11 protein-coding genes are annotated in these 14,387 nt (G+C 60.6%); 6 read left to right on the top strand and 5 right to left on the bottom strand.

Annotated elements, in window-relative coordinates; genetic code table 11:
* Positions 1 to 30 precede the first annotated feature (30 nt).
* Complete coding sequence (locus tag H3028_RS08255) at positions 31 to 1,101, top strand: acyltransferase (protein WP_181296561.1); 1,071 nt, start codon at positions 31 to 33, stop codon at positions 1,099 to 1,101.
* Positions 1,102 to 1,112: 11 nt separating this feature from the next.
* Here the strand turns inward: H3028_RS08255 and H3028_RS08260 are convergent, their stop codons facing one another.
* Both H3028_RS08260 and H3028_RS21460 read right to left on the bottom strand, forming a co-directional pair.
* A complete protein-coding gene (locus tag H3028_RS08260; RefSeq protein WP_181296562.1) occupies positions 1,113 to 1,538 on the bottom strand; it encodes a response regulator in 426 nt (141 codons plus the stop codon).
* Positions 1,531 to 3,009, bottom strand: coding sequence for an ATPase domain-containing protein (locus tag H3028_RS21460; protein ID WP_181296563.1), 1,479 nt, complete (start codon positions 3,007 to 3,009; stop codon positions 1,531 to 1,533). The genes H3028_RS08260 and H3028_RS21460 overlap by 8 nt, the downstream gene beginning before the upstream one ends.
* A 267-nt stretch (positions 3,010 to 3,276) precedes the next feature.
* Here H3028_RS21460 and H3028_RS08270 point away from each other — a divergent pair, with 267 nt between their 5' ends.
* From H3028_RS08270 to H3028_RS08290, 5 genes are all read left to right on the top strand, one after another.
* Positions 3,277 to 4,881, top strand: a complete 1,605-nt coding sequence (locus H3028_RS08270) for a sensor domain-containing diguanylate cyclase (protein WP_181296564.1) — start codon at positions 3,277 to 3,279, stop codon at positions 4,879 to 4,881.
* Positions 4,882 to 5,057: 176 nt separating this feature from the next.
* Positions 5,058 to 6,380, top strand: a complete 1,323-nt coding sequence (rimO, locus tag H3028_RS08275) for a 30S ribosomal protein S12 methylthiotransferase RimO (RefSeq protein WP_181296565.1) — start codon at positions 5,058 to 5,060, stop codon at positions 6,378 to 6,380.
* Between the two features lie 387 nt (positions 6,381 to 6,767).
* A complete protein-coding gene (locus H3028_RS08280; RefSeq protein ID WP_181296566.1) occupies positions 6,768 to 7,436 on the top strand; it encodes a TetR/AcrR family transcriptional regulator in 669 nt (222 codons plus the stop codon).
* Between the two features lie 182 nt (positions 7,437 to 7,618).
* Positions 7,619 to 8,356 (top strand): SDR family oxidoreductase, encoded by a 738-nt coding sequence (locus H3028_RS08285; protein WP_181296567.1) that lies wholly within the window; start codon positions 7,619 to 7,621, stop codon positions 8,354 to 8,356.
* 10 nt (positions 8,357 to 8,366) lie between these two features.
* A complete protein-coding gene (locus H3028_RS08290) occupies positions 8,367 to 8,822 on the top strand; it encodes a carboxymuconolactone decarboxylase family protein (RefSeq protein ID WP_181296568.1) in 456 nt (151 codons plus the stop codon).
* A 45-nt stretch (positions 8,823 to 8,867) separates the two neighbouring features.
* On the opposite strand, the gene betA is transcribed toward H3028_RS08290, so the two are convergent.
* From betA to betT, 3 genes are all read right to left on the bottom strand, one after another.
* The gene (gene betA, locus H3028_RS08295) at positions 8,868 to 10,544 is read right to left on the bottom strand and encodes a choline dehydrogenase (RefSeq protein WP_181296569.1); all 1,677 of its coding nucleotides are present in this window, start codon (positions 10,542 to 10,544) and stop codon (positions 8,868 to 8,870) included.
* A 61-nt stretch (positions 10,545 to 10,605) separates the two neighbouring features.
* Positions 10,606 to 12,078: a betaine-aldehyde dehydrogenase gene (gene betB, locus H3028_RS08300; protein ID WP_181296570.1), complete on the bottom strand. Its 1,473-nt coding sequence runs from the start codon at positions 12,076 to 12,078 to the stop codon at positions 10,606 to 10,608.
* Between the two features lie 97 nt (positions 12,079 to 12,175).
* A complete protein-coding gene (gene betT / locus H3028_RS08305) occupies positions 12,176 to 14,245 on the bottom strand; it encodes a choline BCCT transporter BetT (RefSeq protein ID WP_181296571.1) in 2,070 nt (689 codons plus the stop codon).
* Positions 14,246 to 14,387: the final 142 nt, after the last annotated feature.

Here is a 14,387-nt window from a genome sequence, read left to right on the forward strand (position 1 = left end):
CTCCGTTCCGATTCATCGAGGACATTGTCCATGGACGTCACATCGGTCCAGCGTGACGCAAACAACTTCGATTTTTTGCGATTCTTCGCCGCGTCAGCGGTGGTCTTTGGCCACTGCTATTGGCTGTCGGGGGGCGGCGATATCGAGCCGGTAAGGCTTTTCACCGGATCAATGGACACCGCCGACATCGCCGTGAACCTGTTCTTCGTGATGAGCGGATTCCTGATTGCAGCGTCATGGATGAACAGTCGCAGCGTGCTGGATTTCGCCGCCAAACGCGCACTGCGCATCTTTCCCGCATTGACGGTGTCGGTACTGTTCACCGTGCTGATTGTCGGACCGCTGGCGACTGGGCTGTCGCTGAAAGAGTATTTTCTTGCCAGCCAGACCCTGCGTTACCTGACCAACATGGCCCTGATTACGCAATTTCATCTGCCTGGTGTATTCACCGAGAATCCATTCCCGGATACGGTCAATGGATCGGTCTGGACGCTGCCCTACGAAGTCCTCATGTACGCATCATTGCTGGTGATGGGGCTGCTCAAGGTATTCGGGCGAATCGCCGTACTGGCGGTGCCGATGATGCTCATCGCGATCCATTTCCACCTGGCACCGAATCTGGGCCTGGAAAGCGAGATGCTGCACAAGTCGACCCGATTGGGGATGTTTTTCTTTCTCGGCTCGGCGATGTACTTGTACCGGGGGAACCTGCCTTGGAACTGGAAGGTTGCGCTGGCCTTGCTCGCACTGTCGCTGCTCAGCGCAAGGACAGAGCTCTGGCTGTACATCCATGTACTGACACTGCCTTATCTGACCATCTATCTGGCCCACCTGCCGATACCACGGCTATCCGGCTTCGGCAGACACGGCGATTTTTCCTATGGCATCTATATTTTCAGCTTTCCGATCCAGCAGCTGCTGATGCACAGTTTCAGTCCGCAGCTTCCGCTAGGCGCGTTCATGGCCATCAGCCTATTGGCTAGCATCGCCGTCGCAGCGCTGTCCTGGCACTTCATCGAATCCCCCGCACTGCGGCTGAAACGCTACCTGCCCAGCGCCCGCCAGCGCATCGGCCGCGCAGGCCTCAGCCCAGCCCCCTGATTCAGGCTGCGCTAGACGTCGAGGTCACCTGAGCCAGGTTCCTCTGGCTCGGCATCATCACCGACCAGACGCCGAACGGTCTCGATCAGCGCATCGAGCCCTGTGCCCTTGGGCAGAAATTGGTCGATGAGGTCACGACCGGGAATCTGCTGGGGAAGTGCAGCACTCATCATCAGGATGCGCACATGGTCGAATGCCGGGTTTCGACGGATGGCGCGGACCATCTCGACCCCGTTGAGCTCCGGCATCATGTAATCGGTAATGATCAATGCCGGGGTTTCCTGCTCCAGCTTGCGCAGCCCCTGAGCCCCGTTTGCCGCCTCAATAACACGGTAGCCTTCATCCTCCAGGATCATCACCATCAGTTTGCTAAGCCCGAGTTCGTCCTCGACCAGCAGCACGAGCGGCGCCAGCCCGTCCCGGCCATCCCTAGACATCGTCTCCCCCCGACAGAGGCTGGCGATGTGGTCTTCCGACCAGCACCCCCTCCGTACGCTCCATGCGCTCACCGAGCCTGAACCCTTCCACCCCCAGGTTGAACTCATAGACATAGGGTTCGAAGCCGCTTTCGCGCATCTTCAAGACCGCCAGTGTTCGGTAGAGACGCGATTCGAGCTCGGCATACCGCAACAGCAGGATATTTTCTGCAATGGCCGAGACAGCAGGGAATTGCAGACCATGCGCACCGCCAACGATCTCAGCCAGTTCAGCGGTGAAAATCGTGGTGACGCCTTCGCAGCGCAGAATGGCAGTCAGCGTACTGAAGAAACGCCCGAGGCGCTGGACATTGATCGTCGCCTGCTTGAATGCGTCCACGCCATCGATGAACAGCCGTTTGACACCACGACGCCGGCACGCCTCAAGGATGTCCTCGGCTAACTGATCCTGCAGGAGCTCGGTCGGCGTTCGGTGAATGACCTCGACAGCACCGTTGTCGATCAACGATCCAAGGTCCAACCCCAGCGCGGTGGCGCGACGGCGCAGGCGATGTGCGTCCTCGTAAAAGCCGAAGACAAGACCTGGCTCCTCTTCGCTGCTCTGACAGATGAAGCTCAGCCCAAGCGTCGTTTTACCTACGCCCGTAGGACCAACCAGCAGCGTCGTCGATGAGTAAGGAATACCGCCGAAGATGATCCGGTCCAGACCATCGACTCCGGTACTCAACCGCTGATCACGCATTTGCGCGGATTCGAGCTCGCCAGTAACTGCCTCGAGCCGTGGGAACACCTTGAACCCATCGCTGGTGATGGAACTCATGTGCCGACCGGAGATGAAATCGCTCCCCCTGAATTTGCGAACCTGCAGGTAGCGGTAGGTTCGGGACTGATCCTCGTCGCTGCCCAGGTGAAGCCAGCCATCAACCATGGTGAATTCGGGGCTACCCGCGTCGCGCTTGCTATTGGTCAGCAGCAAGATGGTGCAGCCGACGACATCCGCATAAACCGACAGGTCGTTGATAAATTCGCGAAACGCCCGCTCGGACGCGGCGTTCTCTTCCAGCGCGAATAGGCCGTCGATCACAATCAGCGAGGCCTTCTGGCGCTTTCCATTGCGCGTCAGGTATCGAAGAACGCCCTCCAGCCCATCCATGCGCAAAATATCGAAGGCGCTCTCATAGACAACGGATGTACCAGCGTGACGGTTATCCATGAAGGCCATATTCTGCAGATGACGCAGCAGGCGATGGTGGGTTTCCGCCAGCAGGGTCACATACAACGAGCGCTCCCCATCCGCCGCCCAGCTGTAGCAGATTTGGTTGGCAAGAATCGTTTTCCCCTCGCCCGGCCCGCCCTGGACGATATACACCGCTCGCGGCAGAAGCCCTCCTTTGAGCACAGCGTCCAGCCCCGGCACCCCAGTCGGAACATGGGCCGGCCCCGTTTGCGAGGTGGTATAGATATCGGTCACAGCAGCTATCCGTTCAAGTCAGTGCGGCCATGCTAGCAAACGTCCCGCACATTTCATTGCTTTGCGTATTAGGTTGGTCCGCGCTCACCCGATGGCGTTCGAAGCGCATCCGCTCAGCGGTCAGCTTTCGGATATAGAACCTGAGCATGGTTCCAGGTAGGCGAACGGCTTGGGATCGATGGCAATTAGGTTTGTGACTTGCTGGAGCGCTGCGGCCAAACGCCCTACCATGCGTGGCGACTTCCTTCTCCCGACCAACCAGAATTCATGTCCTTTGCTCCGTTTTTCCGCGTAGACCTGCGACGGCTGATCGTGACGCTGGCGATCCTCAGCGGACTGATTACGCTGAGCATCAGCTTTTATGCGAGCTACCAGGTACAGCGCGATTCACTCATCGCCAGCACCCTCGAGGCCAATCGCGCCTATGCGGCGAAGCTTGCGGTCGGCACAGAGACATTCTTCGGCGCGGTGCAGCAGCAGCTCAGATACAGCGCGGCTATTCTCGCCGCGCAGTTCCATGACGACGAAGCGCTGCTCAGCGAGGCCGAACGGTTGCGTCTGCAGACGAACAGCTTCAATAACGTATTCATCGTTGACGCTCACAGAGTGTTGCGAGCGACGTCACCTGATACTCGCCGGCTGATCGGTCATCGACTGCATTCACCTGGGTCGCGCAAAGCGAGCCGGACGCGGCAGCCGATGATCAGCAGTCCGTATATTTCAGCGATCGGAACGCTCGTCGTCACGATATCTCACCCGATCATCGACAAGGACGGCGTATACCTCGGTTATATCGGCGGCACGATTAATCTCAAGGAGCCAAACATCCTCAACAGCATGCTTGGCGAGCATTACTACAAGGACGGTTCCTACATTTACGCAATAGACCAGAACCGGCGGTTGCTCTACCACCCCGACTCCAAACGTCTCGGCACGGTGGTGGCGGAGAACCCGGTTATCGACAGGGTCATCCACGGCGAGTCGGGTAGCCAACGGGTCATCAACAGTCTGGGCTATGACATGCTGGCCGGCTTCGCACCGGTGCCGACCGCCAGCTGGGGCATCGTCGCGCAACGCCCCACCGCGGTAACGCTGCACCCGCTCGATGACCTGATGCTTGAAGTGTTACGCCAGACTGCTCCTCTTGCTCTGCTGACCTTCCTTTGCGTCTGGTGGTTGTCAGGGCTGATTTCGCGACCGCTCTGGCGACTGGCGAAAAGTGCGAGCGAGATGGATAAAACCAACAGCCCCGAACGCATTCAGCATATCCGCTCCTGGTACTTCGAAGCCGCCCAGCTAAAACGTGCCATGCAGCTGGGTATCAACCTGCTGCATCAACGCATCGGCAAGCTCAATCTCGATGCGCAGACCGACCCCTTGACCGGTCTGCACAACCGCCGCGGCCTTACCCTGGCCTTGGACGCGCTAAGCGCCGAGGGCCATTCGTTCGCCGTTGTGGCCCTGGACATCGATCACTTCAAACGCATCAATGACAGCCACGGCCACGACATTGGCGACCAGGTCATTCGTCACCTGGCACAGCTGATGACAACCTGCTCGCGGGACGCCGACGTTCTTTGCCGGAGCGGCGGGGAGGAATTTCTAATGCTGTTGCCGAACACCAACGCCGAATCGGCACAGCAGGTCGCCGAACGATTGCGCCAATGCGTCGAGCAAGCGCAGATTGCGCCCGTCGGCCACATCACCGTCTCTCTCGGCGTTGCAATCTGGCCCATACACGCCGACAGCATCGAGCGCGTGCTCAAGTTGGCCGACGGCGCCCTGTACCTGGCCAAACAGCGCGGCCGCAACCGCTCGGAGCTCGCCGAACTGGACCATTACCCACCGGCCGACACCAACCGGGACGACTGACCGACGCTGCCACCCAGACGCTATCAAGTGCCCGCGCCGATCTGGCGAATCTCCAAGAGCCCGCCGAACCAGACGCGCAACTGAATCGGCCGAGCACGACGGCCGACATGGCTAAAAAATATCCAGCTCTGTATACTCGCGCGCCTTTTTCATGCGCTGTTCCGAGGACATTGTCGATGAGCAAAACGCCAACAGTCGGGTTCGTCAGCCTGGGTTGCCCCAAGGCAACCGTCGACTCCGAACGCATCCTGACGCAGCTGCGCATGGAGGGTTATCAGATCGTACCCACCTATCAGGATGCCGACGTGGTGGTGGTCAATACCTGCGGTTTCATCGACAGCGCCAAGGCAGAATCGCTGGATGCCATCGGCGAGGCCATCGCCGAGAACGGCAAGGTAATCGTCACCGGTTGCATGGGCGTCGCCGAGGACAGCATTCGCAACGTGCACCCCAGCGTCCTCGCTGTCACTGGCCCGCAGCAATACGAGCAGGTCGTCAATGCAGTGCATGAAGTGGTCCCGCCGAGAATCGATCATGACCCCTTCGTCGATCTCGTTCCGCCGCAGGGCATCAAGCTCACGCCTCGGCATTACGCCTATCTGAAGATTTCTGAGGGCTGCAACCACACGTGCAGCTTCTGCATCATCCCGTCCATGCGCGGCAAGCTGGTCAGCCGTCCGGTGGGCGATGTGCTCAGCGAAGCCGAGCGTCTGGTCAAGGCTGGCGTCAAGGAGATCCTGGTGATTTCCCAAGACACCAGCGCCTACGGCGTCGACGTCAAGTACAAGACCGATTTCTGGAATGGTCAGCCGGTCAAGACACGCATGCTGGAGCTATGCCAAGCGTTGTCGAGCATGGGCGTTTGGGTGCGTCTGCATTACGTCTACCCGTACCCGAACGTCGACGATGTGATCCCGCTGATGGCCGAAGGCAAGCTGCTGCCCTACCTGGATATCCCCTTCCAGCATGCCAGCCCGAAGGTACTCAAGGCCATGAAGCGCCCGGCCTTCGAAGACAAGACCCTGGCACGCATCAAGAAGTGGCGCGAGATCTGCCCGCAACTGACGATTCGCTCGACCTTCATTGTCGGCTTCCCGGGCGAGACCGAAGAAGACTTCCAATACCTTCTGGACTGGCTGACCGAAGCGCAGCTGGACCGCGTCGGCTGCTTTCAGTACTCGCCGGTCGAAGGCGCCCCGGCTGAGGAACTGGACCTGGAGCCAGTGCCGGATGAGATCAAGCAGGATCGCTGGGATCGTTTCATGGCCCATCAGCAGGCCATCAGCGCAGCCCGCCTTGAGCGCAAAATCGGGCAGGAGATGGAAGTGCTGATCGACGAAGTCGATGAGGACGGCGCCATTGGCCGCTCCTATTCCGATGCACCGGAGATCGATGGCATGGTCTACGTTGACAGCGAACAACCGCTGCAACCTGGCGACAAGGTCTGGGTCCGCGTGACCAACGCCGACGAGTACGATCTCTGGGCCGAGACGATCTGATCGAGGCCAGCTGAAACCAAAACCCCGCCGATGCAGGCCGTGTGAAAACGTAGCGAGCGAAGGTCAGGCAAGGCAAAAACAGGCGAAAAAGCGCAGTTTACGAGTTGTAAATGAGCATTTTGAGCCGGTTTTTAACGCAGCATGACCGAGCGCAGTAGTTTTCACACAGCCTGGATGGCGGGGTTTTCCTTTTGAATAGCTGCATCAGTCACGATTCGCTCGCAGAGCGGGGCGACGTTCGATTTCGTCCTCGTACCCTGCACATCGCACGACCGAAGCAATGCGGCACGATCGGCCACTGCGGTGTGAAATCGCCCAAAGCTGACCTACGCTAGAGCATCAGGAAATGCGCATCGGGCCCGATGCCATCATCACAGAGAAGGATCTATGAACACCTTCGACGCCGCCCTCAGCAAGTCACCCCCCGTCCGACGCACCGGCCGGATTCGCCAGAAGAACGAGGAACTGATCCTTTCGGCCGCTGCGGAAGAATTCGCCCGCCATGGCTTCAAGGGCACGAGTATGAGCGCGATCGCTCTGCGCGCCGCCCTGCCCAAGGCCAACCTGCATTATTACTTCACCAACAAACTGGGGCTCTATGTCGAGGTGATGCGACATATCCTCGAGCTCTGGGATAGCGCCTTCGACCATCTCAGCGTCGATGACGATCCGGCCGCCGTGCTGGCGGATTACATCCGCACCAAGATGGAGTTCTCACGTAAGCAGCCGCAGGCCTCGAAGATCTTCGCCATGGAGGTCATCAGCGGCTGTGCATGCCTGTCGGCGCATTTCAACGAAGATTATCGCGAGTGGTTCCGCGGCCGTGCCGCGGTGTTCCAGGCATGGAGCGACGCGGGAAAGATGGATCCCATCGACCCCATGCATTTGATCTTCCTGATCTGGAGCAGCACCCAGCACTATGCCGACTTCTCCGATCAGATCCGCCGTATCACTGGCCAACGCCGGGTGACCAAGGAGGATTTCGAACGAGGCACCGAGACCCTGATCAGGGTCATCCTCAAGGGCTGCGGTCTGACGCCACCGCGCCCTTCCTGACGGGACTCCTCCGGCGCGGCCAACGCGTCGGACGCCGCTAAGCTAGCGTCCGGTAAACCGCTCCCAGCCAGAATCAGGCAAGCACTCGGCAGGATCGACATAACACCATCCGCCGCCTCCGCCCCACCATTCATCTCACGGCACCACCGGCGCCGACGAATGACCCAGCGGAGGACACCTACATGTCGAGCATCAACGAAAAAATCGTACTGATCACCGGCGCCAGCAGCGGCATCGGCGAAGCAACAGCGCGCCTGCTGGCCGCGCGGGGTGCAACCGTCGTATTAGGTGCGCGCCGGCTGGAACGGCTGGAGCGCCTAGCCGCGAGCATCAATGAGGCCGGCGGCGTCGCCACCTGCCGCACGCTGGATGTGACCAGCCGCGAGGACACCCAGGCCTTCGTCGACTTCGCCGAGCGACGTTACGGTCGCATCGATGTGATCATCAACAATGCCGGGGTGATGCCGCTCTCAAGGCTCGACGCCCTGAAAGTCGCGGAATGGGACCGCATGATCGACGTGAACATTCGCGGCGTGCTGCATGGAATCGCCGCCGGCCTGCCGCTGATGCAGCGCCAGCGCTCGGGCCAGTTCATCAATATCGCCTCCATTGGCGCCTATGCGGTCAGTCCCACTGCTGCGGTTTACTGCGCGACCAAATATGCGGTGCGGGCGATCTCCGAAGGATTGCGCCAAGAGGTCGGCGGCGACATTCGCGTCACCCTGGTATCCCCCGGCGTGACCGAGTCGGAATTGGCCGAGAGCATCTCAGACGATAACGCCCGCGCGGTCATGGACGATTTCCGCCGCATCGCCATCCCGGCCGATGCCATCGCCCGCGCCATCGCCTATGCCATCGAGCAGCCAGCCGATGTCGACGTCAGCGAGTTGATCGTGCGCCCTACCGCCAGCCCTTTCTGAGGCCATCGCTATGCAAATTCGTACCGAAAACATACTGATCGCCGCCTGGCTGGGAATACTCGGGCCGCTCATGCTCGCCTCGCTGGGTGCTGTCGGCAGCGAACGGCAGGAGCCCGGCCTGAAGGTCCTGAACCATCTGTCCGGCGGCGCCGGGCAACCGGTGCTCGATGCCTTGCGGCAGGATTATCCCTTTCTCGCCGATGGGATCACCGACTACGCCTTGGGCGATGTCTGGGGACGCACCGGACTGGACGATCGCACCCGGCAAGTGGCAGCCATCGCCGCCTTCGCCGCGCAGGGCAATCTGCCGCAACTGAAAGTGCATGCCGGCTATGCGCTCCGGCTCGGCGTCACGCGCGACGAGCTGAAGGAAGTGATCTACCTCACCACCGTTACGGCCGGCTTTCCCCGGGCCATCGATGCGGCACAGGCACTGCGCGAGGTGACGGACCCCGTCGAGCGGTAACGCCAGGCACTACGCAACCAGGAAGCCGGGCCCTCCGGTGCTGCCTCAGCTGCGCTGTGGCGACTGCCGCACCGGAGCACCATTGGCCACGTAATACGCCGCAGTGCTGCGTGGCAGCGGTTGTTGCCCACGAATCCGATTGGCGATCTTTTCGGCGATCATGATGGTGGTGGCGTTGAGGTTGCCAGTGATGATCTGCGGCATGATCGAAGCATCCACCACGCGTAATCCCTCTACCCCATGCACGCGGCCCTGCCCGTCAACCACCGCCATCTCGTCCGTACCCATTTTGCACGAGCATGACGGGTGATATGCCGTCTCCGCATGTTCGCGGACGAAGGCATCCAACTCCGCATCGCTCTGCGCTTGTGCCCCCGGGCTGAGCTCTTTGCCGCGATAAGAGTCGAGCGCAGGTTGGCCAATGATCTCGCGCGTCAGGCGAATACCGTCGCGAAACTCCTGCCAATCCTGCTCATGGGACATGTAGTTGAACAGGATGCTGGGATCGACCTGCGGGTCGGTCGAACGGATCTGGATCCGCCCGCGGCTGGGGGAGCGCATCGAGCCCACGTGCGCCTGGAAACTGTGGCCGTCATGGGCGTTGCTGCCGTTGTAGCTCACCGCGACCGGCAGGAAGTGGAATTGGATGTTCGGCCACTCGAACTCGTCGCGACTGCGAATGAAACCGCCTGCCTCGAACTGGTTGCTCGCACCGATTCCGGAGCCGAGAAACAGCCACTCGGCACCGATCGCTGGCTGGTTCCACCACTTCAATGCGGGGTACAGCGAGACCGGCTGCTTGCATTCGTACTGCAGGTACATTTCCAGGTGGTCTTGCAGGTTTTGCCCGACCCCTGGCAGATCGTGAACGATTTCGATGTTCAGGTCCCGGAGCAGCGCTGCCGGTCCGACGCCGGAGCGCTGCAGTATTTGCGGCGAGGCGATGGCGCCGCCGCACAGCAGTACTTCGCGGCGAGCCCGAGCAATCGTAGGCTGTTCGCGCCCACGCAGGTATTTTACCCCCACCGCCCGCTTGTTCTCGAACAGCACACGGTCGGTCACGGCGTGGGTGACGATTGTCAGATTCGGGCGATCCTTGGCCTGATCGAGATAACCCCGAGCGGTACTGGCGCGACGCCCGTTCGGCGTAACCGTACGGTCCATGGGGCCGAAGCCCTCTTGCTGGTAACCGTTGAGGTCTTCGGTCTTCGGATAACCGGCCTGCACGCCGGCCTCGACCATGGCATGGAACAGCACGTTGTTGCCGGGCTTGGGCGTGGTCACGCTGACCGGGCCGTCACCGCCGTGATAGTCGTTGGGCCCGATGTCGCGGGATTCGGCCTTGCGGAAGTACGGCAGGCAATCGAGATAGCTCCAATCCTCGAGCCCCGGCATCGTCGCCCAATTGTCATAATCCAGCGCATTGCCACGGATGTAACACATGCCATTGATCAGCGACGAGCCGCCGAGCCCCTTGCCGCGACCGCAATCCATGCGGCGGTTGTTCATGTGCGGTTCCGGATCGGTCTTGTAGGCCCAGTTGTAGCGCGTGCCTTGCAGCGGATAGGCCAGCGCGGCGGGCATCTGGGTGCGAAAATCCAGGCGATAGTCGGGGCCACCGGCCTCGAGCAGCAGGACGCTGACGCCTGCGTCCTCGGTGAGGCGTGCCGCTAGCGTATTCCCGGCCGAGCCGGCGCCGATGATGATGTAGTCGTACTCCATGAATCCTCCTGTTGCGCAGGCCAGCGCGAACGCATCGCCGCCCCTTGCCTCTTCGGGCGGCTTAGAAAACCGAGGCGAATTCGCCCAGTTCCACCTGTACGGACTTCAAACGCGTGTAATGCGCGAGCGAAGAAATACCGTTCTCGCGCCCGACGCCGGACTGCTTGTAGCCGCCAACCGGCATTTGCGCGGCCGACTCACCCCAGGTGTTGATCCAGCAGATCCCGGCTTCCATTTGATGAATGATGCGGTGGGCGCGCACCAGATCAGGTGTCACCACACCAGCCGCCAGGCCATAGTCGCTGTCATTGGCGCGGCGCACCGCTTCCTCTTCGTCGTCATAGGGCAGCAGGCTCAGTACCGGGCCGAAGATTTCTTCGCAGGCGATGATCATGTCGTCGGTACAGTCGCTGAAGATGGTCGGCTCGATGTAGGCGCCCCGGCCGAACTCTCCGCTGGTCACCCGTTCACCACCACACAGCAGGCGCGCACCCTGCGCCTTGCCCTTGGCGATGTAGCCCAGCACGTTCTGCATATGGCCGAAGCTGACCATGGGTCCGAAGGTGGTCTGCTCATCCTGCGGATCGCCCATGCGGATGCGCTTGACCCGCTCCAGCAGCTTGGCCTCGAACTCGCCGAGCAGCGTGCGCGGCACGAAGACACGGGTGCCATTGGTGCAGACCTGTCCGGAGCTGAAGAAGTTGGCCATCACGGCTATATCCGCCGCGCGATTCAGATCGGCGTCTTCGCAGACGATCAGCGGCGACTTGCCGCCCAGTTCCATGGTCACGTCCTTCAGCGAAGAACTGGCAGCGCTGGCCATGACTTTCTTGCCCGTCGCCACGCCACCGGTGAAAGACACCTTGGCGATGCGCGGGTGCTCGGTGAGCATGGCGCCGATCTCGGCACCGGTGCCGGTCAGTACGTTGAACACGCCCGCTGGCAGCCCTGCCTCGGTGAAGATCTCGGCAAGCTTGAGCGCGCTCAGCGAGGTCACTTCACTGGGTTTGAAGATCATCGCGTTACCAGCAGCCAATGCCGGCGCAGCCTTCCACAGGGCGATCTGGATCGGATAGTTCCACGCGCCGATCCCGGCCACCACGCCGAGCGGTTCACGCCGGGTATAGACGAAACTGGTGTCGCGCAGCGGGATCTGCTCACCTTCGATGGCGGGTGCGAGGCCGGCGTAGTACTCGAGCACGTCGGCACCGGTGACGATATCGACGCTGCGGGTTTCCATCAGCGGCTTGCCGGTGTCCAGGGTTTCCAGCAGCGCCAGTTCGTCGTTGCGCTCACGTAGCAGATCGACCGCCTTGCGCATGATGCGAGAACGCTCCATACCGGTCAGTGCCGCCCAGATCTTCTGGCCGTTCTCGGCGCTGGCGACCGCACGTTCGAGATCGGCGCGGGTTGCCTGAGCGACCTCCGCGAGCACCTCACCGTTGGCCGGATTGACGCTTTCGAACACGTCGCCACCGCTGGCATTGACATAGGCGCCATCGATATAGAGCTGTTGCCGTGGATAACGGGCCATGATTTACCTCTTTCGTTGTCCGGATGGCAGCGACCGGGTGGGCCGCTGCCACGGGTTGGGGAGCCACGGACGAACCTGTAGGCCCGCCGTGACTACGTCAGCTGGCGCCAGGGGCAGCGCCCGGTTCGGATATATCACCGGCCAGGGTGCCTTTCTCGCGCTGCAGATGCAGGAACTGCATGTGGTGTTCGTAGTGATCGAGAATGTCTTCGATCAGCTGCCGTTTGGAGTAGCCCATCAGGTCGTAGCCGAGACTCCCCTGGCGCAGGTGCACTTCGAGGCGGTAGTAGTGGGCACGGCTGCTCTGGGTCCGTACGGCAAACGAAGGCATGGAGCCGCGCACCGGCCAGATCTGATAGGTAAAATCCTGCTCGCTGCCGAGATTGACGTTGAGGATCAGATGCTCGTTGCCAGCCTCGCCCTCGATGATTTCCACCGGCACGCCCTTTTCACCGAGCGCCTGGCGGATTTCCTCCATGGCCGGCTTGCATACCTCGTGCAGATAGCGGCGGATCTGCGACTGGCTGGGAAAGCTCATCGCACGCGAGAGCCGCTGGCTCCAGTTCATGTGTGCATGTTCCAGCGTCGCGCGGCCGGACAACTGCCCAGGAAGACTCTTCTGGATACTGTCCGCCATCTCTCCTTCGACATGCAGCGCTTTGAACAAGCCGACCATCATGAATAGCAGGACGATGGAGAATGGAAGTCCCATGATCACCACGGTCCCCTGCAGTGCCGTCAAGCCGCCGGCGAGCAGCAGCGCTAATGTCAGCACCCCGATGATGGCGGCCCAGAGAACCCGCATCCAAACCGGCGCATCGCTGTTGACGTCCCTGAGAATCGAGGTGAAGTTGGATAGCACCAACGAGCCCGAGTCACCGGACGTGACGAAGAACACGATCGCCAGAACGGTCGCTACCGCAGTCGTCAAGCCAGCCCAGGGCAGGCTCTGAAGGAACAGATAGATTGAGGAGCCTGGATTGCTCACCGCTTGCGCGCCGAACTCGACTGCGCCGTTCATGACCATGTCGATGGCGCTGTTACCCATGATCGACATCCAGGCCATCATGAAGGCCAGCGGCAACAGCAAGGTACCAACTACGAATTCGCGAATGGTCCGACCCCGTGAGATACGCGCGAGGAACAGCCCGACGAAGGGCCCCCACGCGATCCACCAGGCCCAGAAGAAAACGGTCCAGGCATTCAGCCAATCGGTGGGCTGATCATAGGCGTAGGTATCGAACGACAGGCTGATGAAGTTGGAGAAGTAGTCTCCGATGTTCATCACCAATGCATTGAGCAGGAAGGTGGTTTGCCCGGCGAACAACACGAAAAGCAGCAACAGCACCGCCAGCAGCATATTGAACTCGGACAGCCGGCGGATGCCGCGCTCCACCCCTGTCGCAGCCGATATTGCCGAAAACACGACGATCAGCACGACCAGTACCGCCTGGGTCAAGGTGCCTTCCGGCACGCCGAAAATGTAGTTCAAACCGAAATTCAGCTGGATGATACCGATGCCTAGACTGGTGGCGATGCCGAACACTGTTCCCAGCACGGCGGCGGTGTCGACGGTATGTCCGATGGGCCCGTAGATGCCTTTACCGAAAATCGGATAGAGCGACGAACGAATCGACAGGGGCAGACCCTGGCGAAAACTGAAATAGGCCAGCGACATGCCCACCAGCGTATACACACCCCAACCGGACAGGCCCCAATGAAGGAACGTCAGCTCCATTGCGTGACGCGCCGCCTGAGCGGTACCGCCCTCGCCTACCGGTGGATCGAGGAACTGAGTGATGGGCTCGGCAATGCAGAAAAACAGCAGGTCGATGCCGATCCCTGCCGAGAACAGCATGGCGGCCCAGGTGACGACGTTGAACTCGGGCTTGGAGTGATCAGGCCCAAGCCTGATCTTGCCGTAGCGACTGGTGGCGATAACGACCACGAACAGCAGATACACCAGCACGGCAAGAAAATAGAACCAGCCGAACGTGTTTGAAATCCAGCCCAGCACGGTGTTGATGACCGAAAGGGAGGACTCCTTGAAAACGATGGTCCAGATCGCGAATAGCACGATGGCTATTGCCGAGCTGTAGAAAACGACTGGGTTAATGCGGTCTCGTGATGTCTCGGTGTTGTCGGATGAGAGCTCAGCCTCGTTCATCAGTTCTTTCTCCTGAACTTGTTCTGGCTTTTTTGACATCGCAGTGCGATGGATTGCGGCAGGCTATGTTTCGATTGCCGAAAGAGCGGCGCTTTGATTGCCTGAACTCAAGTGGCGATACCCCGTGGTATGCCGGAGTCGG

The organism is Pseudomonas sp. Q2-TVG4-2 (genome assembly GCF_013620795.1).
Classification (GTDB): Bacteria; Pseudomonadota; Gammaproteobacteria; order Pseudomonadales; family Pseudomonadaceae; genus Stutzerimonas.

Excerpts from the sequence above, each read along its gene's own strand:
- H3028_RS08255 (WP_181296561.1), top strand. The coding sequence starts at position 31 with ATGGACGTCACATCGGTCCAGCGTGACGCAAACAACTTCGATTTTTTG.
- H3028_RS08260 (WP_181296562.1), bottom strand. The coding sequence starts at position 1,538 with ATGTCTAGGGATGGCCGGGACGGGCTGGCGCCGCTCGTGCTGCTGGTC.
- H3028_RS08270 (WP_181296564.1), top strand. The coding sequence starts at position 3,277 with ATGTCCTTTGCTCCGTTTTTCCGCGTAGACCTGCGACGGCTGATCGTG.
- rimO (WP_181296565.1), top strand. The coding sequence starts at position 5,058 with ATGAGCAAAACGCCAACAGTCGGGTTCGTCAGCCTGGGTTGCCCCAAG.
- H3028_RS08280 (WP_181296566.1), top strand. The coding sequence starts at position 6,768 with ATGAACACCTTCGACGCCGCCCTCAGCAAGTCACCCCCCGTCCGACGC.
- H3028_RS08285 (WP_181296567.1), top strand. The coding sequence starts at position 7,619 with ATGTCGAGCATCAACGAAAAAATCGTACTGATCACCGGCGCCAGCAGC.
- H3028_RS08290 (WP_181296568.1), top strand. The coding sequence starts at position 8,367 with ATGCAAATTCGTACCGAAAACATACTGATCGCCGCCTGGCTGGGAATA.
- betA (WP_181296569.1), bottom strand. The coding sequence starts at position 10,544 with ATGGAGTACGACTACATCATCATCGGCGCCGGCTCGGCCGGGAATACG.
- betB (WP_181296570.1), bottom strand. The coding sequence starts at position 12,078 with ATGGCCCGTTATCCACGGCAACAGCTCTATATCGATGGCGCCTATGTC.
- betT (WP_181296571.1), bottom strand. The coding sequence starts at position 14,245 with ATGAACGAGGCTGAGCTCTCATCCGACAACACCGAGACATCACGAGAC.